General features: G+C 69.0%; 19 protein-coding genes. 12 read left to right on the forward strand and 7 right to left on the reverse strand.

Annotation, left to right across the window (positions count from 1 at the left end):
• Positions 1-11 precede the first annotated feature (11 nt).
• The 4 genes from H5407_RS01950 to H5407_RS01965 all read left to right on the forward strand — a co-directional run bounded on the left by H5407_RS01950 (position 12) and on the right by H5407_RS01965 (position 2,748).
• Positions 12-341, forward strand: a complete 330-nt coding sequence (locus tag H5407_RS01950) for a YbaB/EbfC family nucleoid-associated protein (RefSeq protein ID WP_183102937.1) — start codon at positions 12-14, stop codon at positions 339-341.
• A gap of 280 nt (positions 342-621) precedes the next feature.
• Entirely contained in the window at positions 622-1,203 is a 582-nt protein-coding gene (gene recR / locus H5407_RS01955; RefSeq protein ID WP_220800418.1) for a recombination mediator RecR, read from the forward strand.
• Positions 1,204-1,254: 51 nt separating this feature from the next.
• Positions 1,255-1,647 carry an MAPEG family protein gene (locus tag H5407_RS01960; RefSeq protein WP_183102733.1) on the forward strand — a complete coding sequence of 131 codons (393 nt, stop codon included), beginning with the start codon at positions 1,255-1,257 and terminating at the stop codon, positions 1,645-1,647.
• 243 nt (positions 1,648-1,890) lie between these two features.
• A complete protein-coding gene (locus H5407_RS01965; RefSeq protein WP_183102734.1) occupies positions 1,891-2,748 on the forward strand; it encodes an alpha/beta hydrolase in 858 nt (285 codons plus the stop codon).
• A 16-nt stretch (positions 2,749-2,764) separates the two neighbouring features.
• On the opposite strand, the gene H5407_RS01970 is transcribed toward H5407_RS01965, so the two are convergent.
• Both H5407_RS01970 and gloB read right to left on the reverse strand, forming a co-directional pair.
• Positions 2,765-4,381: a transglycosylase SLT domain-containing protein gene (locus H5407_RS01970; protein WP_183102735.1), complete on the reverse strand. Its 1,617-nt coding sequence runs from the start codon at positions 4,379-4,381 to the stop codon at positions 2,765-2,767.
• On the reverse strand, positions 4,378-5,184 hold the full coding sequence (gene gloB / locus H5407_RS01975; RefSeq protein WP_183102736.1) for a hydroxyacylglutathione hydrolase: 807 nt from the start codon (positions 5,182-5,184) through the stop codon (positions 4,378-4,380). The genes H5407_RS01970 and gloB overlap by 4 nt, the downstream gene beginning before the upstream one ends.
• Before the next feature lie 14 nt (positions 5,185-5,198).
• Here gloB and H5407_RS01980 point away from each other — a divergent pair, with 14 nt between their 5' ends.
• The 4 genes from H5407_RS01980 (at position 5,199) to H5407_RS01995 (ending at position 10,960) form a co-directional block, all read left to right on the forward strand.
• Complete coding sequence (locus tag H5407_RS01980; RefSeq protein WP_310737599.1) at positions 5,199-6,080, forward strand: class I SAM-dependent methyltransferase; 882 nt, start codon at positions 5,199-5,201, stop codon at positions 6,078-6,080.
• Positions 6,077-6,556 (forward strand): ribonuclease HI, encoded by a 480-nt coding sequence (gene rnhA / locus H5407_RS01985; RefSeq protein ID WP_183102737.1) that lies wholly within the window; start codon positions 6,077-6,079, stop codon positions 6,554-6,556. The genes H5407_RS01980 and rnhA overlap by 4 nt, the downstream gene beginning before the upstream one ends.
• 136 nt (positions 6,557-6,692) lie before the next feature.
• Positions 6,693-7,883, forward strand: coding sequence for an efflux RND transporter periplasmic adaptor subunit (locus H5407_RS01990; RefSeq protein ID WP_255501017.1), 1,191 nt, complete (start codon positions 6,693-6,695; stop codon positions 7,881-7,883).
• 17 nt (positions 7,884-7,900) lie between these two features.
• Positions 7,901-10,960 carry an efflux RND transporter permease subunit gene (locus H5407_RS01995; protein WP_183102739.1) on the forward strand — a complete coding sequence of 1,020 codons (3,060 nt, stop codon included), beginning with the start codon at positions 7,901-7,903 and terminating at the stop codon, positions 10,958-10,960.
• On the opposite strand, the gene H5407_RS02000 is transcribed toward H5407_RS01995, so the two are convergent.
• Positions 10,954-11,649 carry a Crp/Fnr family transcriptional regulator gene (locus H5407_RS02000; RefSeq protein WP_183102740.1) on the reverse strand — a complete coding sequence of 232 codons (696 nt, stop codon included), beginning with the start codon at positions 11,647-11,649 and terminating at the stop codon, positions 10,954-10,956. The genes H5407_RS01995 and H5407_RS02000 overlap by 7 nt on opposite strands.
• A gap of 178 nt (positions 11,650-11,827) precedes the next feature.
• Here H5407_RS02000 and dcd point away from each other — a divergent pair, with 178 nt between their 5' ends.
• Entirely contained in the window at positions 11,828-12,394 is a 567-nt protein-coding gene (dcd, locus tag H5407_RS02005) for a dCTP deaminase (RefSeq protein ID WP_183102741.1), read from the forward strand.
• Between the two features lie 133 nt (positions 12,395-12,527).
• Entirely contained in the window at positions 12,528-12,857 is a 330-nt protein-coding gene (locus H5407_RS02010) for a hypothetical protein (protein WP_183102742.1), read from the forward strand.
• Between the two features lie 61 nt (positions 12,858-12,918).
• Here the strand turns inward: H5407_RS02010 and H5407_RS02015 are convergent, their stop codons facing one another.
• On the reverse strand, positions 12,919-13,182 hold the full coding sequence (locus H5407_RS02015) for a hypothetical protein (protein ID WP_183102743.1): 264 nt from the start codon (positions 13,180-13,182) through the stop codon (positions 12,919-12,921).
• Between the two features lie 211 nt (positions 13,183-13,393).
• On the opposite strand from H5407_RS02015, the gene H5407_RS02020 reads away from it, so the two are divergent.
• Positions 13,394-15,562: a S46 family peptidase gene (locus H5407_RS02020; protein ID WP_183102744.1), complete on the forward strand. Its 2,169-nt coding sequence runs from the start codon at positions 13,394-13,396 to the stop codon at positions 15,560-15,562.
• 594 nt (positions 15,563-16,156) lie between these two features.
• Here H5407_RS02020 and H5407_RS02025 read toward each other — a convergent pair.
• Together H5407_RS02025 and H5407_RS02030 are read right to left on the reverse strand one after the other, a co-directional pair.
• Positions 16,157-17,293 carry an alpha-hydroxy acid oxidase gene (locus H5407_RS02025; RefSeq protein WP_183102745.1) on the reverse strand — a complete coding sequence of 379 codons (1,137 nt, stop codon included), beginning with the start codon at positions 17,291-17,293 and terminating at the stop codon, positions 16,157-16,159.
• Between the two features lie 126 nt (positions 17,294-17,419).
• The gene (locus tag H5407_RS02030; protein ID WP_183102746.1) at positions 17,420-18,334 is read right to left on the reverse strand and encodes a LysR substrate-binding domain-containing protein; all 915 of its coding nucleotides are present in this window, start codon (positions 18,332-18,334) and stop codon (positions 17,420-17,422) included.
• On the opposite strand from H5407_RS02030, the gene H5407_RS02035 reads away from it, so the two are divergent.
• Positions 18,333-18,749, forward strand: a complete 417-nt coding sequence (locus tag H5407_RS02035; protein WP_183102747.1) for a YbaN family protein — start codon at positions 18,333-18,335, stop codon at positions 18,747-18,749. The two genes, H5407_RS02030 and H5407_RS02035, sit on opposite strands and share 2 nt — an antisense overlap.
• On the opposite strand, the gene H5407_RS02040 is transcribed toward H5407_RS02035, so the two are convergent.
• Entirely contained in the window at positions 18,746-21,109 is a 2,364-nt protein-coding gene (locus H5407_RS02040; protein ID WP_183102748.1) for an ATP-binding protein, read from the reverse strand. The genes H5407_RS02035 and H5407_RS02040 overlap by 4 nt on opposite strands.
• Positions 21,110-21,134 lie beyond the last annotated feature (25 nt).

Genomic DNA, 21,134 nt, shown 5'->3' on the forward strand with positions numbered 1-21,134 from the left:
CAGGAGTGTGAATCATGATGAAGGGTCAACTTGCCGGCCTGATGAAGCAGGCCCAGGCCATGCAGGACAACCTCAAGAAGGCCCAGGACGAGCTGGCCCAGGTCGAGGTGGAAGGCCAGTCCGGTGCCGGCCTGGTCAAGGTCCTGATGACCTGCAAGCATGACGTCAAGCGCGTCACCATCGACCCCAGCCTGCTGGCTGATGACAAGGACATGCTGGAAGACCTCGTCGCCGCAGCCTTCAACGACGCCGTGCGCCGCGCCGAACAGGTCAGCACCGAGAAGATGGGCAAGCTGACGGCGGGCATGCCCTTGCCTCCCGGCATGAAATTTCCATTCTGATGGACCACCTCCTCCGGGCGTCGCCCGCCCTCTCAAGGGGGCACATCCGAGGGGCCGGCAAAGCCGGATCCCCGGATGTCGCGCGATAAACCATGGGGCGCCCTGCGGGCTTGCCTTTTGGGCGCAGCCTCAGGACCGGCGGAGCCGGATCCTCGGCTGTCGCCGGGCGCCCCGATCCCGCGGGTCGTGGCTGGGCTAGAAGAGGCATGGGCGCAGGGCCGGCTGTGCCGTATCCACAGAAGTTATCCCGAAGGCGTGCCGAGCACAGGCAGGAACTTCATTGAATGCACTTGAGCAATTGATCGATGCGCTGCGCTGCCTGCCGGGCGTGGGGCAGAAGTCGGCGCAGCGCATGGCCTATCACCTGCTGCAGCATGACCGGGCGGGCGCGGTGCGCCTGGCGGAGGCCTTGCGTGCGGCAGGGGAGCGGGTGGGGCACTGCGAGCGCTGCTACACCTTCAGTGAGGCCGGCCTGTGCGAGATCTGCCAGGACGACAGGCGGGACGCGCGACTGCTGGCCGTGGTGGAAACACCTGCGGACCAGGCGGCCCTGGAACGCACCGGGTCCTACCGCGGCTACTTCTTCGTGCTGCAGGGGCGGGTGAGTCCGCTGGATGGGATCGGAGGCCGGGAGATCGGCGTGAGCCAGCTGCTGGAGCGGGTGCAGGACGGCGCGCTCGAGGAGGTCATCCTGGCCACCAGCTTCACCGCCGAGGGTGAGGCTACGGCGCATGTGCTGGCCCAGGCCCTGCGTTCACGCGGGGTCAAGTCCACGCGCCTGGCGCGCGGCGTGCCGGTGGGCAGCGAGCTGGAATACGTGGATCTGGGTACCATCGCGCACGCCCTGGTGGATCGCCGTTGATCGCGCACCGCCAGACCCTGCCGGCTCTTCCAAGCGTCTGAAAGGCAAGACATGACCCTCGCCAATACCTGCATCATCATCGCTGCGCTGCTGCCCATCGTCTGCGCCGGCCTGGCCAAGTCCAGGGGCATCGGCAAGCGACGTCGCGAGGGCGGCTATGACAACCACGACCCGCGGCGCTGGATGTCCGGCCTGCAGGGCTGGCAGGCCCGCGCCAACTCGGCCCAGGCCAACAGCTTCGAGGCGCTGCCCTTGTTCATCGCGGGCGTGCTGGCGGCTCAGCAGATGCAGGCGCCGCAGGACCGCATCGACCTGCTGGCCGCCACCTTCATCGGCGTGCGCCTGATCTACATCGGGGTCTACCTGGCCGATCTGGCCTCCCTGCGCACCCTCATCTGGATGCTGGGCATGGCCTGCTCGATCGGCCTGTTCTTCCTGCGCTGAGACGCAAGACCTGACCCTGGTTTGCCTGCCCCTGGCATAACCGGAGTCTGGCGCCCTTTCGCGCAGCTCAGCAAGACCTGACCCTGGAGCGACCGGCAACCTTCGTCCGGTGCTGCCGCGCACGGTGCCGGTGCACCGCAAGACCTGCCCCTGTGATGCCGGCGATGTGCGTCTGGCGCCCGCCCTGCGGCGCCGCCGGCTCGACCATTCCGCGCCAGTCGCCTAGAGTGCACGGCCATGATCATGCAAAGACGCACCCATCTGGCAGGGCTGCTGGCCCTGGTGGCAGGTCTTCCACTGCTGCCGGGCATGGCCCTGGCACAGGACCGGGCTCAGCCGGGCCTGGACAAGGTCGAGGCCCTGCAGCTGGGCGGCGAGAGCCTGCTGCTGTCCTCCGCGATCCTGGGAGAGACGCGCCGCATCAACGTCTACCTGCCCGAACCCTACCTCCAGGATGCCGCTTTGCGGCTGCCCTTGCTGGTGATGCCGGACGGCGGCATGGCCGAGGACTTCCCGCACATCGCGGGCCTGCTGCAGGTGGGCATCGCCAACGGCACGGTGCGGCCCTTCATCCTGGTGGGCATCGAGAACACCCAGCGCCGCCGCGACCTCACGCCCCCCAGCACGGACGCCCGGGACCTCGCCATCGCACCGCAGATCGGCGGCTCGGCCGCCTTCCGTGGCTTCCTGCGCGATGAGCTGCTGCCTCTGGTGCAGGCCCGCTACCGCTGCACGCAGGAGCGGGCCCTCATCGGCGAATCGCTGGCCGGGCTCTTCGTGCTGGAGACCCTGCTGAGGGAGCCGGAGCTGTTCGGCACCGGTATTGCCATCGATCCCAGCCTGTGGTGGAACCGCGGGCAGCTGATCCAGGACCTGAAACAGCGTTCATCGGCCCTGGCCGGGCACCGGCTCTTCATCGCCAGTGCCGACAGGGACGGCAACACCGCGCCCATCCGCCAGTTCGTGCAGGCGTTGCGCCGCTTGCGTCCGTCGGGCCTGGACTGGCACTACCAGCCCATGGCGGGGGAGGGGCATGCCACGGTCTATCACCCGGCCGCGCTGATCGCGACGCGCCGACTCTTCAAGCCGCCCAAGGCCTGAGCGGCCGCCTCCTGGCTCAGCGCTGGGCCAGGCTGGGGCTGTTGCGTCCGTTGAGTGCCAGGCGGGTGCCGCTGGTCTTGCTGCCGACCTTGGTGGCGCGGGTGTTCGTGGCCTTGCCGGCCTTCTTGCTGCCTGTGCTGCTGGAGGCCACGCGCACCGGTGCGGCATTGGTGCTGTAGACCACCAGGGTCTGGCCCGCCTTCAGCGAGGCCTTGCTGCTGAGTTTGTTCCACTGCGCGAATTGGTCCACGCTGACGCGGTAGCGGGTGGCCAGGCTGGCCACGGTGTCGCCGCGGGCGGCCTTGAACTGCATGCGGCGCAGGGGCGGGGAGTCGGGCGTCAGCGCCATGCTGGCGTGCTCGGCCAGGTGCTCGGAGACGTCCTGGTCCCGATGCGCGGTGCGCGGCACCAGCAGCGTCGAACCCTGCTTCACCAGCATGCGCGGCGGGATGGTGTTGACCTCGCGCAGCTGGCCCTCGTTCATGCCCACATGCCTGGCGGCGTCGGCCGGGCTCATGGTCTTGGGCACGACCCAGGCCGTCCAGGTGGCCAGCGGGCCTTCATGCGCCGCCAGATTGGCCACGAAGGCACCGGCGTTGTCGTAGGGCAGCAGAATCTGCGGCGTGCTGGCGGCCAGGATCACCGGCTTGTTCATCTGCGGGTTGAAGGCCTTGAACGCATCGACCTCCATGCCGGCCAGGCGGGCGGCGACTTCTACGTCCATGTCGCGATCGATGCGCACGGTCAGGAAGTAGGGGTGGTTGGCGACGTCGGGCAGGGCCAGGCCGTAGGCCTCGGGGCGCAGCACGATGTTCTTCACGGCCTGCAGCTTGGGCAGGTAGTAGCGGGTCTCGTCGGGGATGCGCAGGCTGTCGTAGTCGATGGGCAGGCCGGCGGCCTGGTTGCGCTTGACGGCCTTCTGCACATTGCCCGGGCCCCAGTTGTAGGCGGCCAGGGCCAGTTGCCAGTCGCCATCGAACATCTTGTTCAGGCGGCCCAGGTAGTCCAGCGCGGCGCGGGTGGAGGCCAGTACGTCGCGGCGGTCATCGCGGAAGATGTTCTGCTTGAGCGCGAAATCACGGCCCGTGGCGGGCATGAACTGCCACATGCCCACGGCTTTGGCGGTGGACTGGGCGTCGGTGCGGAAGGCGCTTTCCACGAAGGGCAGCAGCGCCAACTCGGTGGGCATGCCGCGCTTCTCGACCTCTTCCACCACGTGGTAGAGGTAGCGGCTGCCGCGCTCGGTCATGCGCTGCACGTAGTCGGGGCGGGCGGCGTACCAGGCCTCGGCCTTGCGCACGCCCTCGTTGCTCAGCTCGGGCATGGCGAAGCCCTTGCGCACGCGGGCCCAGAGGTCGGCGCGGGCGTTGGCGTCAGCCAGATCGATCTTCTCGCCGGGGTTGAGGGTGTCCTCGAGAAGGCCGTAGTCCAGGGCCGCCGGGGCATGCTGGACGATGGGCGGCAGCTCGGCGGCGGTGCCAGCCGGCCCGGCGGCCGTGGGCGCCAGGGCACCGGCCGCCTGGCCGTCCGCGGCGCGCGGGGCGTGGGCGCAGGCCCCGAGCAGGAGCAGGGCGCAGAGGCCGAGGACGCTTCGCGACTGAGACAGCAGGGGCAGGGCGTGCAGCTTCTTCATCTGAATTCGTTCTTCCACAGGCGCAGGGCGCTGAAGACGGCCAGGGGCTCGTCCGCATCGCCGTTGACGGCGCAAGGCTCGGAGGCGAGCCGGGCACTGACCGCAGACTTCACGGCAGGTTCCCGGCAACGCAGGAATGGATTGATCAACAACTCGGTCGCCAGCAGGGCCGGGAGGGTCGGGTCTTGCGCCGCCCGGCGGGCCTCGCACCAGGCCTCATGGCGGGCCAGGGCTTTGTTGGCGGGCTCAATGGTCCTCGCAAATCGAAGATTCGACAAGGTGTATTCATGGGCGCAGCAGATCCGGGTCTGATCTGGCAAGGCGGCCAGGCGCTGCAATGAGGCGTGCAGCTGGGCCAGGCTGCCATCGAAGACGCGGCCGCAGCCGGCGGAGAACAGCGTGTCTCCGCAGAACAGCAGCGGCGCCTCGCCAGCTTGTTTCAGCAGGTAACTCACATGGTCTGCCGTATGGCCGGGCGTGCCCAGCACCTCGAAGCGCTGGCCCAGCAAGGTCAGCACCTGGCCGTCCTGCACGGTTTCGCAGGGCTGCGGGTTGAGCGCATGGCGCGGGGCAAAGACCTGACCCTCCAGCGCCCCGCGCAGGGCGGCCACACCGCCGATGTGATCGCCATGGTGGTGCGTCACTAGAATGGCGGCGAGCCGCAGGCCCCGAGCCTGCAGCGCATCCAGTACCGGCGCGGCATCGCCCGGATCGACCACCAGGGCTTGAACACCATCGTGCAGCATCCAGATGTAGTTGTCCGTGAAGGCCGGGAGGGCGATCAGCTCAAGGGCTGCGGGCATGGGGAGGGGCGGGGGTGAGCAGTCGGGAAGCGCAGATTGTAGAGTTGGCCCGCTGGCTGCAGACGCCGCCCGGGCGCTACCTGCTGGACTGGGAGCAGCGCCAGGTCGATGAAGCCGTGGTGGACCTCTTCGGCTTCAATGCCCTGCAACTGGGCCTGCCCGAGCTGCAGGGCCTGCGCGCCAATCGCATGCGCCACCGCTGGCTGGCCCTGGACAGCGTCGAGCAGTTCACGCTGCCGGCCCCGCCACCGCAGGAAGGCGCCGAGCCAGCCGAGCAGGCCCGCTTCAGCCAGTTCGACAGCAGCAGCCTGCTGATGGAAGCCGCGCCCACCCTGCGCTGCGCCTTCGATGCCCTGCCTTTCGAGGCCAACAGCCTGGACCTCGTCGTGCTGCCCCATGCCCTGGAACTGGCCGATGACCCGCACCAGACCCTGCGCGAGGTCGAGCGCGTGCTGCGGCCGGAGGGGCGGCTGGTGGTCCTGGGCCTGAACCCGGCCAGCCTCTGGGGTCTGAGGCAGAATCTGGGCCGCCTGCGCCGCCATGTGTGGCCCGGCAGTCCCGAGGGCCTCTTTCTGCCGCGGGCCGGTGAGTTCATCGGCTACTGGCGCCTGCGCGACTGGCTGCGCCTGCTCAACTTCGAGGTGGAGCGCGCCCAGTTCGGCTGCTACCGTCCGCCCCTGCGCACCGAGCCCTGGCTCAAGCGCTGGCAGTGGATGGAGGGCGCCGGCATGCGCTGGTGGACGGTGCTGGGCGCCGTCTACTTCATGGTGGCCGTCAAGCGCGTGCATGGCATGCGCCTGGTGGGCCTGGCCCGCAACAAGAAACTCGCCGCCAAGGCCGCGCCGGCCGTGGCCATGCATCCCCATCCCCGCGATCTCCACTCTCCCGATTCATGAGCGACACCGACAAAAAGCCCGCCCCCACCATCGCCAAGCCCGAGGTGCTGATCTACACCGACGGCGCGTGCAAGGGCAACCCCGGCCCCGGCGGCTGGGGAGCCTGGCTGCGCTCGGGCGGCCATGAGAAGGAGCTCTTCGGCGGCGAGCTGGGCACCACGAACAATCGCATGGAGCTCACGGCCGTGATTGAGGCGCTGGCCTCGCTCAAGCGCAGCTGCAAGATCGTGCTCTACACCGACAGCGAATACGTCCGCAAAGGCATGACCGAGTGGATCCAGGGCTGGCAGCGCCGCGGCTGGAAAACGGCCGACGGCAAGCCGGTCAAGAACGTCGAACTCTGGCAGCGCCTGGACGCGCTGCGCAAGCTGCATGAGGTGGACTGGCGCTGGGTCAAGGGCCATGCGGGTGACCCTGGCAATGAGCGCGCTGACGCGCTGGCCAACAGGGGCGTCGCGGAGGCTGGCCGCCGCTGACGGGGGGCGCTGGCGAGCGGCAAGGCCGACCGCCATTCATGCCGCCCTTTGCGTGCCCTGGCGCATTTCAAGGGACATGTCAGCGCCGCGTGAGCCCTGCGCCGCTACATTGCGCGATCTCTCCAGGATGTCGCGAATGAAGAAGAGCTTGCACAAGGGTTTGGTGATCGTCGGTCTGGTGGCCGCCGTTGGCGTGGCCTATGTCTGGCAGAAGCCGGGCGGGCTGCCGGCGCCGGCCGTCGGCAAGTCCACTGACAAGGCCGCCCCTGGCGCCAAGGACGGCAAGGACGCCAAGCCTGCCGGCCCGGTGCCCGTCGAGGCCCGTCAGGTGCAGCTGCGCACCCTCAGCGACGACACCCAGGCCGTGGGCAGCCTGCGCGCGCACCAGTCCGTGGTGCTCAAGCCCGAGTCGGCCGGGCGCATCGTCAAGCTGGGTTTCCAGGACGGCCAGCGGGTGCGCAAGGGTCAGGTCTTGATCCAGCTGGATGACAGCCTGCAGGCCGCCCAGCTTCAGCAGGCTGAGGCCCAAGCCCACATCGCCCGCACCCAGCTGCAGCGCAACAAGGAGTTGCTGGCCCAAGGCTTCGTGACTCCCAGCGCCCTGGACCAGGCCCAGGCCACGCTGGACGTGGCCGAGGCCCAGGTGGCCCTGGCACGTGCCCAACTGGCCCGCATGCGCGTGCTGGCACCCTTTGACGGCGTGGCGGGGATCCGCACCGTGAGCCTGGGCGACTATGTGAAGGACGGCGCTGAGCTGGTTTCGCTGGAGGACAGCTCCACCGTCTGGGTCGATTTCCGCCTGCCCGAGCGCGAGGCGCCGCGCGTGCGCCCTGGCCAGGCCCTCCAGCTGAGCCTGGACGCCTTGCCCGGCCGGCAGTTCGAGGCCCGCGTGCAAGCCCTGGACGCCCTGCTGGACGCCAACGGCCGCTCCCTGCTGGTGCGGGCCCAGGTGCTCAAGCCCGGGCCTGAGCTGCGCTCCGGGCTCTTCGCCCGCGTGCGTCTGAGCCTGGGTGAGCGCCAGCAGGCGGTGGTCGTGCCCGAGGAGGCCCTTGTGCCGATGGGGGGCAAGCAGTACCTCATCAAGCTGGTGCCGGCCCCCGAAGGCCAGGGCCAGGTCGCCCAGCGCCTGGAGGCCCGGCTGGGCCTGCGGGTGCCAGGTCTTGTCGAGATCACCGAAGGGCTGAAGCCGGGCGACTGGGTGGTCACCGCCGGGCAGGCCAAGCTGATGCGCGGCGACGGCCAGGCGGTCAAGCGGGTGGATGTGGACCAGCAGGGCGTCAAGCCGCCCTCGGCGGCATCGGTCTCGGCCAGCGCCGCCAAGGGCTGAGGACTGGAGGAACGCCCATGCGCCTGTCCGAGATTTCCATCCGCCGCCCGGTCTTCGCGACCGTCATGTCCCTGATGTTGTTGCTGGTGGGAATGGTGTCCTTCTCCAAGCTCTCGCTGCGCGAATATCCGCGCATCGACGAACCAGTGGTCACCGTCAATACCCGGCTCACTGGTGCCTCCTCGGAGGTGATCGAGAGCCAGGTCACCAAGCCGCTGGAGGATTCCATCGCCGGCATCGAGGGCGTGGACACCGTCACCTCGATCTCGCGCTCCGAGCAGAGCCAGATCACGGTGCGATTCAAGCTCGAGAAGAACCCCGACAACGCCGCCGCCGACGTTCGCGACCGCGTGGCCCGCGTGCGCGGCCGCCTGCCCACGGCCGTGGACGAGCCCGTGATCGCCAAGGTCGAGGCTGACGCCCAGCCTACGCTGCGCATGGCCTTCACCAGCGAGACCATGGACCCGCTGGAGGTCTCCGACCTCGTCAATCGCGTGGTCAAGCCGCGCCTGCAGACCATCCCCGGCGTGGCCGACGTCGAGATCGGCGGCGATCGCCGCTATGCCATGCGCGTCTGGCTGGATGCCGACCGCCTGGCCGCCTACCGGCTGAGCGTGCAGGACATCGAGGACGCGCTGCGCAAGCAGAACCTCGAGGTGCCGGCCGGCCGGGTGGAGAGCCAGCAGCGCGAGTTCAACGTCACCGCACGCACCGACCTCAACACCGTTGCCCAGTTCCGCGACATCGCGCTGCGCCAGTTCAATGGCTACACGGTCAAACTGTCTGACGTGGCCCGCATCGAGGAAGCGGCGGCCAGCGAGCGCTCGCGGGTGCGGCTCAACGGCATCCCCTCGGTCTCGCTGGGCGTCATCAAGCAGGCCACGGCCAATCCGCTGGAGGTCTCGGAGGCGGTGACGGCCATGATGCCGCGCCTGCAGCAAGACCTGCCCCCCGCCATCACCGTGCGACCGGCCAGCGACAACGCCATCTTCATCGACCGTTCCATCAAGTCCGTCTACCACACCATCGCCGAGGCCGTGGTGCTGGTGGCGCTGGTGGTGTTCCTGTTCCTGCGCACGGTGCGGGCCTCCATCATTCCGCTGGTGACGATCCCGGTGAGCCTGATCGGTTCCTTCGCGCTGATGGCTGCGGCTGGTTTCACCGTCAATACCATGACCTTGCTGGCCCTGGTGCTGGCCATCGGTCTGGTGGTGGACGACGCCATCGTGGTGCTGGAGAACATCTTCCGCCACATCGAAGAGGGGCTGAGCCCCTTTCACGCCGCGCTGCGCGGCGCGCGCGAGATCGGCTTTGCCGTGGTGGCCATGACGCTCACGCTGGCCGCGGTCTTCGCGCCCCTGGCCTTCACGCCGGGCCGCACGGGCCGGCTCTTCGTCGAGTTCGCCTTGACCCTGGCGGGCGCCGTGCTGGTCTCGGGCTTCGTCGCGCTGACGCTCACGCCCATGATGTGCTCCAAGCTGCTGCGCCATGTGGAGCAGCCCACGCGCTTCGACGCCGGCATGGAGCGCATCCTCGTCTGGATCAGCGAGCGCTACGCCGCGGCTCTGCGCTTCGCCCTGGGCCAGCGCTGGCTGGTGCTGCTGGTGATGGCCGGTGCGGCCGGCGGCAGCTGGTGGTTGTTCTCCCATGCGAAGAGCGAGCTCGCGCCCATGGAGGATCGTGGCGTGGTGGTCATGCCCATCACCGCCCCCGACGGCGCCACACTGGAGTTCACCGCCCGCTACCTCGATGCCGTCGAGCGCATCGCCTCGCAGTACCCGGAGTTCGAGCGCCGCTTCTTCTTTGCAGGCGGCTCGACGGTGTCCCAGGGCATGTCCATCCTGCGCACGGTCGATTGGGACGATCGCAAGCGCAGCACGCAAGACCTGGCACGCGCCCTGATCCCGCAGGTGAGCCAGCTGCCGGGCGTCAACGCCTTCCCCATCACGCCGCCCAGCTTGGGCCAGGGCTTCAATTCGCGGCCCATCAGCTATGTGGTGGTCAGCGGTGACAGCTACGAGAACCTCAACAAGGTCGTGCAGCAGTTCCAGGCCGAGATGGGCAAGAACCCCGGCTTCGTGCAGGTGGACAACGACCTGCGCCTCAACAAGCCCGAGATCTTCATGGAAGTGGACCGCGAGCGCGCGGCCGACCTCGGCGTACAGGTGGACCAGGTGGCGCGCACGGTGGAGACCATGCTGGGCAGCCGCGTGGTGACCCGCTACAAGCGCGATGCCGAGCAGTACGACGTGCTGGTGCAGACCGAAGCCCAGGCCCGCAGCACGCCGCAGCAGATCGAGCGGCTCTATGTGCGCAGCCGCACAGACGCGCTGGTGCCGCTGTCCGCGGTGGTCAAGGTGCGCGAGGCGGTGAGCCCCAAGGAGCTCAACCACTTCAACCAGCGCCGCGCTGTGACCATCACCGCCGGCCTGGCCCCGGGCTATGCCCTGGGCGAAGCCCTCAAGGACATGGACCGCATCGCCGAGCGCGTGCTGCCCCTGGGCTACGCGACCGAGCTCAACGGCGTGTCGCGCGAGTACAAGGCCTCCAGCGGCGCGTTGGGCCTGGTGTTCGTGCTGGCCCTGCTCTTCATCTTCCTGGTGCTGTCGGCACAGTTCGAGAGCTTTGTTGATCCCTTCATCATCATGCTGTCGGTGCCGCTGTCCATGGTGGGGGCGCTGGCCGCGCTGCAGTGGAGCGGCGGCACCCTCAATGTCTATTCGCAGATCGGCCTGATCACCCTGGTGGGGCTGATCACCAAGCATGGCATCCTGATCGTGGAATTCAGCAACCAACTGCGCCAGCAGGGGCGGGACACCGTGGCCGCGGTCGTCGAGGCCTCCGCCCTGCGCCTGCGCCCCATCCTGATGACCACCGGCGCCATGGTGCTGGGCGCCTTGCCCCTGGCCCTGGCTTCGGGCGCCGGGGCCGAGAGCCGCCAGCAGATCGGCTGGGTCATCGTGGGCGGCATGAGCCTGGGCACGCTGCTGACCATCTTCGTGGTCCCCACGATGTATGTGCTGCTGGCGCGCCGCAGCGTGCCGGGGGAGATTGCCACGCCCGCGATGGACTACTGAGCCGGCAGCGCCGACGCGCTGCTGCGATAGGTGCGCAGGCCGCTCAGGTCCAGCACGCGGATGCCGCGCCGGCTGACGCTGACCAGGCCCGCGCGCTCCAGGGTCTGCAGGGCGATATTGGCTCGCTGGCGCGAGACGCCGGCCAACTGGCCCAGCTCGGCCTGGCTCAGGTGGAGCAGGGGCCCGGGGTCCGGGTAGACCTCGGGCTGGTAGAGCCCGGCCAGGGACTGGGCGATGCGCGCGGTGGAGTCCAGCATGCGGTCCACGCAGAGCTTGGCGATGAAGCCGCCCATGCGCGCGCTCATCAGCTGCTGCAGGTAGTGGTTGAAGGGCAGGCTGGTCAGGCGCAACTGCTCGAAGCAGTCCAGGGGCATGAGGGCGACGTGGCAGTCGCTCAGCGCCCGGCCGTCGTACTGCCAGTGGCCGCGCTTGATCAAGGTGCCCTCGCCGAACCAGCCGCCGGCTGCAAGGCTGGCCAGGCTGGTCTCCTTCCCGTCGGGCATGCTGACGCTCATGCAGGCCACGCCGCTGATCAGGCCCAGCCAGTGCAGGGCGGGCTCGCCCGCGCGCACGATGGCCTGGCCGGCGGCGACCTCGGTCTGGTGGCATTGCGCGATCACGGCCTCCAGCGCCTGCGTGCTCAGGCCCCGGCTCCAGACCGACTTCCTCACCATCTCTGCCAGACTCATGCCCACTCCCGCCCCAAGTCCTGCGACAGCCGGCGATTCTAGGGAGGCTGCGCTGCCGCAAGGAGCGGGCGGCGGCTGCGCCTAGAATCCGCGCAACAGTGGGACGCCCCTCCTGACCTTGGATCGGGGCGCTGGATCAAGACATGGGGACATGGGCCCAAGGCCCAGGGGAAGAGCAATGAGCATCAAGAGCGACAAATGGATCCGCCGCATGGCCGAGCAGCACGGCATGATCGAGCCTTTCGAGCCCGGCCAGGTGCGCGAGGCCGACGGCCGCAAGATCGTCAGCTACGGCACGTCCAGCTACGGCTACGACATCCGCTGCGCGCCCGAGTTCAAGATCTTCACCAATGTGCACAGCACCGTTGTTGACCCCAAGAACTTCGACGAGAAGAGCTTTGTGGACTTCCACGGCGACGTCTGCATCATCCCGCCCAACAGCTTCGCGCTGGCCCGCACCGTCGAGTACTTCCGCATCCCGCGCAATGTGCTGACCATCTGTCTGGGCAAGAGCACCTACGCGCGCTGCGGCATCATCGTCAACGTCACCCCCTTCGAGCCGGAATGGGAGGGCTATGTGACGCTGGAGTTCTCCAACACCACGCCGCTGCCGGCCAAGATTTATGCGGGCGAGGGCTGCGCGCAGGTGTTGTTCTTCGAGAGCGACGAGGTCTGCGAGACGTCCTACCGCGACCGCGGCGGCAAATACCAGGGCCAGGTGGGCGTGACCCTGCCTAAGGCCTGAGCGGCAGCCGCCCTCGGCCGCACGAGGCGGCACTTGAATCGAAATAGCCGGGCAAGACCCGGCTTTTTCGCGCTCAAGTTTTCAGGGGCGCCGGCATCATGGGCCCAAGCAGTACACCCCAGCGAGGTCCCTCATGAGCTTCCCCCTGCACCTGGTTCCCAAGACGAGCGCCCCCTCGGCGCCCGAGCTGCATGTCCATGGCGCCCTGGCGGACCTGCCGGACCTCGGGCTGGGCCTGACGCTCAGCACCGGCATCGACATGGCCGAGCTCCAGGCCTTCAGCCGCCTGATGGAAGCGCAGGGCCTGCCCCTGCAGCCCACCCGCATGATCTACGACCGCCTCTACGCCTTCGACTGCCTGGCCCTGGCCCACGGCAGCGGCAACGAGGCCCTGCAGCGCATGGCTCTGCACATCTTCGACGCCTACCAGGCGCGCGGGGAGTGGATCGGGCTGATGCACTGAGCGTTGCGCCGCCTCCCCCCAGGCCCTCCCAGCGAGGGCCTTGTCGTTTCCGTAGCGGCCTTCAGATCGCCGTCAGCCAGTCGCAGCGCAGCCGTCCGCTGCGGTGCAGCCGGCGCCGCGCCTGCACATAGCAGCGCGGGCCGATGGAGGCCACGAAGCAAAGGGGCAGGGCCGCCCATTCGCCGGACAGCAAGGTGCCGGGCAGACCCACCCAGCCCATCAGCCAGCCCGTGAGCACCAGGTTCCAGGCGAAGAGCTCGACGCCATGTGCCGCCGAATGCAGGAGCAGCCAGCGCTTGATGCTGGCCAACTGGCTCAGGGTCATGGTTCGCCTCCGTCAGCTTCGTGTCAGTTTATTTATCGGCCATGGACCCGGATTCCGCCAGCGCGCCGGGCCCGGCCGCTGTCCCCTGAACAGGTCTTGCTACCGTCGAAGCCGCCCGACATTCGGGGATTGACCCAATGCCGGACGACACATCACCCGACCCTTGAATGCGTGTATGGTCGCGGCTTCTTCTCAATTCTTGACCCCACCCATGAACGCAGTCTCCCTGACCCGCTTTGCGCTGGCGCCCCTCGCGCTGGCCGCCGGCCTGGCCCATGCCAACGAAGGCATGTGGATGCCCCAGCAACTGCCCCAGATCGCCAAGGACCTCAAGGCCACCGGGCTGGCCATGGACCCGGCCAAGCTGAACAAGCTGACCGAGTTCCCCATGGGCGCGGTCATCAGCCTGGGCGGCTGCACGGCCTCCTTCGTCTCGCCCCAGGGTCTGGTGGTCACCAACCACCACTGCGCCTATGGCAGCATCCAGTACAACTCCACACCCCAGCGTGACTTGATCAAGAAGGGCTTCCTGGCCAACAGCTTCGAGGAAGAGCTGCCGGCCGCCCCGGGCAGCCGCGTCTTCGTGACCGTCGATGTGAAGGACGTCAGCGCCGAGGTGCTGGACGCCAAGGTCCAGGCGCTCAAGGGCAAGGCCCGCACGGATGCCATCGAGGCCAAGCAGAAGTCTCTGATCGCTGCCTGCGAGCAGGACAAGGGCCACCGCTGCACCGTCAGCGCCTTCTACGGCAGCCTGGTGTTCCAGCTGATCAAGCAGATGGAGATCCGCGACGTGCGCCTGGTGCATGCCCCGGCGGACATGGTCGGCCGCTTCGGCGGCGACACCGACAACTGGATCTGGCCCCGCCACACCGGCGACTACAGTTTCTACCGCGCCTACGTGGGCCCGGACGGCAAGCCCGCCGACTACAGCAAGGACAACAAACCCTTCCAGCCCAAGCATTTCCTGAAGCTGGCCAGCACCCCGCTGAACGAAGGTGATTTCGTGATGGTCACCGGCTACCCCGGCCGCACCAACCGCTATCGCCTGCCGTCCGAGGTGGACTTCACCTTCGGCTGGGAGCGCCCCACCAGCATCAAGGCCTTTGGCGAGTACCTGGACCTCATCAAGCGTGAGACCGAAGGCCGCCGCGACGGCGAGATCAAGATGGCCGGCACCGTGGCGGGCCTGGGCAATGCCTACAAGAACTGGCAAGGGCAGCAGGCCAGCTATAACGGCAGCGACATCCTCGCTCGCAAGTCGGCCGCCTATGCCGAGCTGAAGGCCTGGGTGAATGCCGACGCCAAGCGCCGCGAGCAGTTCGGCGCCAGCCTGGAGAACGTCGATCGCCTGCTGGCCGAGCGCCAGGCGCTGGCCAAGCGTGAAGTGCTGCTGGGCCTGAGCCTGCCCACGCTGTTGAACTCGGCTGCCGGCCTGTACGAAGGGGCCGTGCAGCGCAAACTGCCGGATGCCGAGCGCAAGCTGGGCTTCCAGGAGCGTGACGCCCTGCGCCGCCGCCAGGGCCTGGAAGCCCTGGACCGCCGCTACGACGAGCAGACCGACAAGGCCAAGACCGTGCACTTCCTGGCCCAGTACCTGGCCCAGCCGGCCGACATGCTCAACCAGGCCGTGCTCAAGGGCCTGGGCCTGACGCCCAATATGCCCGCCGACGCCCTCAAGGCCCGCGTGGATGCCCTCTATGCCGGCAGCAAGCTGGCCGACAAGGCCGAGCGCCTGGCCTGGTTCGAGCGCGGCAGCGAGGACTTCGAGAAGAGCAGCGACAGCTTCATCGCTGCCGCCGTGGCCCTGCACGCCGACTCCGAAGCCCGCGAGAACCGCGCCAAGGAGCTGGGCGGCCACATCCAGCAGGCTTATGCCGATGTGATGAAGGCCCTGATCGCCTTCAAGGGCAGCAAGGGCCAGGCCGTCTATCCGGACGCCAACGGCACGCTGCGTGTGAGCTTCGGCAAGGTCGCCGGTCGTGATGGCGCGGACGGCACCACCTGGACCGCCTTCACCACCCTGCGCGGCATTCCGGCCAAGCACCAGGGCAAGGGTGACTTCGACGCGCCCGCCGAGCAGCTGGCGGCCATCAAGGCTGGCGAGTTCGGCAAGTACGGCATGAAGTCCCTGAACTCGGTGCCGGTGAACTTCCTGGCCACGCTGGACACCACCGGCGGCAACTCCGGCTCGCCCGTGCTGAACAAGAACGCCGAGCTGGTCGGCCTGCTGTTCGACGGCACCCTGGACGCCGTGATCTCGGACTGGGACTTCAACGAGAAGACCACCCGCAGCATCTGCCTGGATGCCCGCTATATGCAGTGGCAGATGAAGTATGTGGATCGCGCTGATCGTCTCCTCAAGGAAATGAACGCAATGTAACGACCCCCCCCTACCGGCTTCGCCGGCCCCCCCAGGGGGGCGAGCTTGAGGGCCCGGCGGAGCCGGATCCCCAAGCTCCGCTGGGGAACAAAACGGGACCTGCGGTGGGTCCCGTTTTGTTTTTTGAGGGCTTCGGGGGGGCTGCTTGTGGGGCCGGCAGAGCCGGATCCCCAGGCTCCGCTGGGGAGCATCAACGGGACCTGCGGTGGGTCCCGTTTTGTTTTTTGAGGCCTTCGTGGGGGCTGCTTTTGAGGCCGGCAGAGCCGGATCCCCAGGCTCCGCTGGGGAGCATCAACGGGACCTGCGGTGGGTCCCGTTTTGTTTTTTGAGGCCTTCGTGGGGGCTGCTTGTGAGGCCGGCAGAGCCTGATCCCCAGGCTCCGCTGGGGAACATCAACGGGACCTGCGGTGGGTCCCGTTTTGCTTTTTGGGGTCTGCGCGGGGGCTGCTTGTGGGCCCGGCAGAGCCGGATCCCCAAGCTCCGCTGGGGGCCCCGTGCTTCGCGGGGCATCAAGACCGGCCGGCTGTGCAGGCTGACGACAAAGCCCTCTTCGGAGGGCTGTGTTCTTTTCAGGGCCAGGCTTGCCGGCCTGGTTTACTTGAGCAGGATGCTCTGATCGACGTCGGTGATGCGGGTGCGGCCGCAGAAGGCCATGCTGAGGTCGAGTTCCTTGTGGATGATCTCCAGCACCTTGGCCACGCCGGGGCGGCCCAGAGCGCCCAGGCCGTAGAGGAAGGCGCGGCCGATGTAGCAGCCGCGGGCGCCGAGGGCCCAGGCCTTGAGCACGTCCTGGCCGCTCCGAATGCCGCCGTCCATATGGACCTCGATCTGGGAGCCCACGGCCTCGACGATGGCGGGCAGGGCGCGGATGCTGGACTCGGCGCCGTCCAGCTGGCGGCCGCCGTGGTTGCTGACGATCAGCGCATCGGCCCCGCTCTGCACGGCCAGGCGCGCATCCTCCACGTCTTGGATGCCCTTGAGGATGAGCTTGCCGCCCCAGCGCTGCTTGATCCAGGCCACGTCATCCCAGGAGAGCGCGGGGTCGAACTGCTTGGCGGTCCAGTCGGACAGCGAGCCCATGTCGTCCACGCCCTTCACATGCCCGACGATATTGCCGAACTGGCGGCGCGGTGTGCCCAGCATGCCCAAGCACCAGCGCGGCTTGGTCGCCAGGTTGATCAGGTTGGCCAGCGTGGGCTTCGGGGGCGCGGAGAGGCCGTTCTTCAGGTCCTTGTGGCGCTGGCCCAGGATCTGCAGGTCCAGGGTGAGCACCAGGGCGCTGCAGCGGGCGGCGCGGGCGCGATCGATCAGGCTTTCGATGAAGCCGCGGTCCTTCATCACGTAGAGCTGGAACCAGAAGGGCTGGCGGGTGTGCGCCGCCACGTCCTCGATGGAGCAGATGCTCATGGTCGAGAGCGTGAAGGGCACGCCGAAGGCCTCGGCGGCTTGGGCGGCGAGAATCTCGCCGTCGGCGTGCTGCATGCCGGTCAGGCCGGTGGGGGCCAGGGCCACGGGCATGGACACGGCCTGGCCCACCATGGTGGTGGCGGTGCTGCGGTTCTCCATGTTCACTGCCACGCGCTGGCGCAGCTTGAGGGACTGGAAGTCGCTCTCGTTGGCGCGGTAGGTGCTCTCGGTCCAGCTGCCGGAATCGGCGTAGTCGTAGAACATGCGGGGCACGCGGCGCTGGGCCAGCTGACGCAGATCTTCGATGCAGGTGATGACGGGCATGGGGTCTCCGCTTGCTTGCCTGGGAAATTCAGGTCCAGGCACGATCGTAGTGGCAGCGGGCGGGCTGGCGTCGGAATCCGCTGCCGAGCGCCGCGGAAGCAGATTCCGCCGGCGAGCAGACCGCCGTCAATGCCGGTTCAGAGAGCGGCAGTGCTGGCGCAGCCAGTCCGCCAGCGCCCGCAGGCCCGGCGAGGCCTGCGCCGGGAGCGGACGCAGGGCATAGGCCTGGGCGGCCGGGACCTCCAGAGCCCAGGGGCGCTGAAGCAGGCCCTGGGCCAGCAGGCGCCGGGCCAGGGAGAGGCCCACCAAGGCCGCGCCCTGGCCGCATTCAGCCGCCTGCAGCACCAGGCCAAGGTCGATGAAGCGCGGGCCCTCGTCGGGCTCCTCGGCCGGCAGCTCGGCCGCCTGCAGCCAGGGCAGCCAGGACTGCAGGGGGGTGCGCAGCAAGGGCAGGGCCAGCAGCTCGGCCGGCTGCGGCCTGGGCGACAGGCGCGCGGCCAGCGCCGGTGCGAGCAGGGGGGTCACGGTGTCCCGCAGCAGCAGCTCGGCGGCGGGCGGCTGGGGCGCGTGGTAGATCTGCAGCTCGGCCTCAGGCGCGCCGTCGCCCAGGTAGGGCACGCTCAGCACAAGCTCCAGCTCCAGGTGCGGGAAAGCCTGGCTGAAAGCGGGCAGGGCGGGGACCAGGATCTGGCGTGCGAAGGTGGGCGGGGCGCACAGGCGCAGGCGCTCGCGACGCTGGTGCGGGCGACGATGTTGGGGCGCTGCGGCGAGCAGGTCCAGGGCGGCGCGCACCTGCTCCAGGTATTCGCGCCCGGCGGCGGTGAGGCTCCATTGCCCGCCCTGGCGCTGGAACAGGGCCAGGCCCAGCAGGTCCTCCAGTGCGCCGATGCGCTTGCCAACGGCGCTGGCGCTGATGTGCAGGGCCTCGGCGGCCGGGTCCAGCATGCCCAGCGCCGCCACGGCCTGGAAGGCGCGCAGGCCCTCGATGGAGGGTAGGCGCAGGTCCGGGGCCAGCGACGGAGCATGCGAAGATGGATTCATGGACAAGGCTTTCGACGATCAGGCAATGGCACCGCGGCCGCTGTGGCGCCGCCTGCTGTGGGGCATGGCCGGGCTTTTGAGCCTGGGCCTGGGCATTCTCGGCGTTTTCCTGCCCCTGCTGCCCACCACGCCCTTCGTGCTGCTGGCAGCTTTCTGCTTTTCGCGCAGCAGCCGCCGCTGCGAGGCCTGGCTGCTGGGCCATCCACGCTTCGGCCCCATGATCCACGACTGGCGCGTCCACCGCGCCATCCCCTGGCGGGCCAAGCAACTGGCCTGGGTGATGATGAGCATCGGTTCTGCCATCGGGGCCTGGCGCCTGCCCCTGGCTTGGTGCTGGGTCCCGGCCGCCTGCTGCCTGGCCGTGGGGCTGTGGATGTGGACCCTGCCCACGCGCGAGCGCCTGAACGCCGGCTAGGCGCAGGCGCGGGCCTCGCCCGCCGTGGTCGGCCCCTGCAGCGGCAGCTCCAGCCGAAGCGCGAAGCCCCGCTCGGGCCGCAGCAGCCGGGCCTGGCCGCCCAGTCGCTTGGCCAGGTTGGCCACGATGTACATGCCCAGGCCCGAACCGCCCTGGCCCCGGCGCGTGGTGAAGAAGGGCTCGAACACATGGGCTTGGGCCGCCTCGCTGAGCCCGACGCCATCGTCGGCATAGTCGATGCGCAGCTGCGCGCCGCAGGTCTGCGCGCGCAGGCTCAAGACACCGCCCTGCCCCTCGGGGAAGGCATGGGTCAGGCTGTTCATGATGAGGTTGGAGAGGATCTGGCTCAGCAGGCCCGGCACGGTCTCGACCTGCAGCTTGTCGTCCACGTCCAGCCGGCAGTCGACCTTGGCGCGGCGCAGGGCCGGGCTGTGCACCGAGAGCACGCTCTGCAGGTAGTCTTTCAGCGCGAGGCGCTGGGGGGCCTCGGCGTTCTGGTCCACGGCGATGCGCTTGAAGTCGCCCATCAGCGTGGCGGCGCGCTGCAGGTTGCGATCGACCAGGTCCGCCGCATTGACGAGCTGGGCGGCCAGGGCCTGCAGCTCGCTGCGGGTCAGCTTCTCGCTGCCGTTGGCGACCCGGCCTAGGCGCCGCGCATGGTCGGCGACGCCCGATGCAGCGGTGATCGCCACGCCGATGGGCGTGTTCACGTCGTGCGCGATGCTGGCCACCATGCGGCCGAGCGAGGCGAACTTCTCCTGCTCCAGCTCCTGTCGCGCCGCCTTGGCCCGGGTGAGGTCCAGCGACAGCAGCAGGCGCTCGCAGATCTTGGCCAGGTGGCTGGCGCTGAGCAGGTCCTCGCGCGTCCACGAGCGGTCCACGTCCTCGCGCTGCAGCCACAGGATGCCCCGCAGCTGCTGCTGAAGGCGCAGCGGCACCTCGATGCGGCCGCCCTGCGCCTGCGCGCTCGGCCGCTGCAGCAGCATGGCGCCGTGCGGATGCAGGCGCATGTCGCGAATCACCAGCGGTTCATGCGTGTCGGACAGCATCTGCAGATAGGCGCCGCAGTGCGTGGCGTCCAGGCCCTCGCCATCGGGCTTGCCGGCCTGCGCGATGCTGAGAAACTGCTGCTGGCTGCCCTCATCCCACCAGACCGTCCAGTCGTCCAGGCCCATGATGGCCAGCACCTGCTCGCGCATCTGCAGCAGGGCCAGGCGCAGGTCCTCCGGCGTTTCGATGTGAAAGTGCTGGTTGGACAGCGCCAGCATGCGCTCCTCCGGCCCTTGGCGCAGGTGGTCGAAGCGCACCAGGGCGCTGAGGCGCTCAGGCAGGCTGAGGCGGTGGAGCTCGGCCTCCAGGGCCTGGTGCTGCCAGAGCTGATCCAGGGCCTCGCTCAGCCGCCCCGCGTGCTGGTAGAGCTGGGCCAGGGCCTTGTGGGCACTGCTCTGCTGGCGACGCGCGCCAAGGCTGCGCGCCAGGGCAAGGGCCTGCTCACCGCTCTGGATGGCATGGGCCCAGTCCTGCTCCTCCATGGCCAGCTCGGTGAGCGTGGCGCTGGCCATCACCTCCAGCCACATATAGCCGCAGCGCTGCGCCGACCGCAGGGCCTGCTCGCAGAGCCGGCGCGCCATCGACTCCTCGCCGCAGGCCTGCGCGACACGGGCCAGATGCCACTGGCTCTCGGCCACGTAGTCCCGATGCCCGATGCTGAGGGCCCATTGCTGCCCCTGCTGGAAGCTCGCACGGGCCTGGGCGTATTCGCCGCGGTTGAACTGGGCCACCCCGAGGTTGAGCAGCAGCTTGGCCTGCAGATAGCGCGCGGCCAGCTGCGGAGCGCCGCTGCGCAGCTGGCCCTGCGCGTCCAGCAGCAGGTGCTGGCCGGTCTGCCAGTCTCCCAGGGCGAAGTGAAGCTGGGCCAGGCCGATGCACGGGGCCACGCCTTCGAGGCTGCCGGGCTGCAGCGCGGCCAGGTCCAGGGCCTCGGACCAGTGCGCGCTGGCCGCCGGATACTCGGCCGCCTGGTAGCACAGCCGCCCCAGGGCCTCGTGCAGGCGCGTGGCCTGACGGATGAGGCCGGCGGCCTGTGCCTCGGCCAGGGCCTTCTTCAGGGCCGGCCGCAAGGGGGCGGCGCGGCCCAGGCGCTCGCTGGAGAAGAACAGGCCCAGCAGCAGCTGCAGGCGCCGCACCAGGGTCAGGTCTTGCGCACGCTGAAGCGCATGCTCATAGAGGGGCAGCGCGCTGCGGGGATGGCGCATGCCGGCGTAGGCCAGGGCATGGATGAGGCGCACCGCTTGCGCGTCGTCGCAGGCGGTGGTTCCGGTTTGCGGCCCGGTCGATGGTGAGGGCTGGTACTGCTGCATGCCGCTCCTTGGTCTCAAGCGCCTG

Origin of the sequence: Mitsuaria sp. WAJ17 (assembly GCF_014174515.1) — a bacterium.
Taxonomy (GTDB): Bacteria; Pseudomonadota; Gammaproteobacteria; order Burkholderiales; family Burkholderiaceae_C; genus Roseateles_B.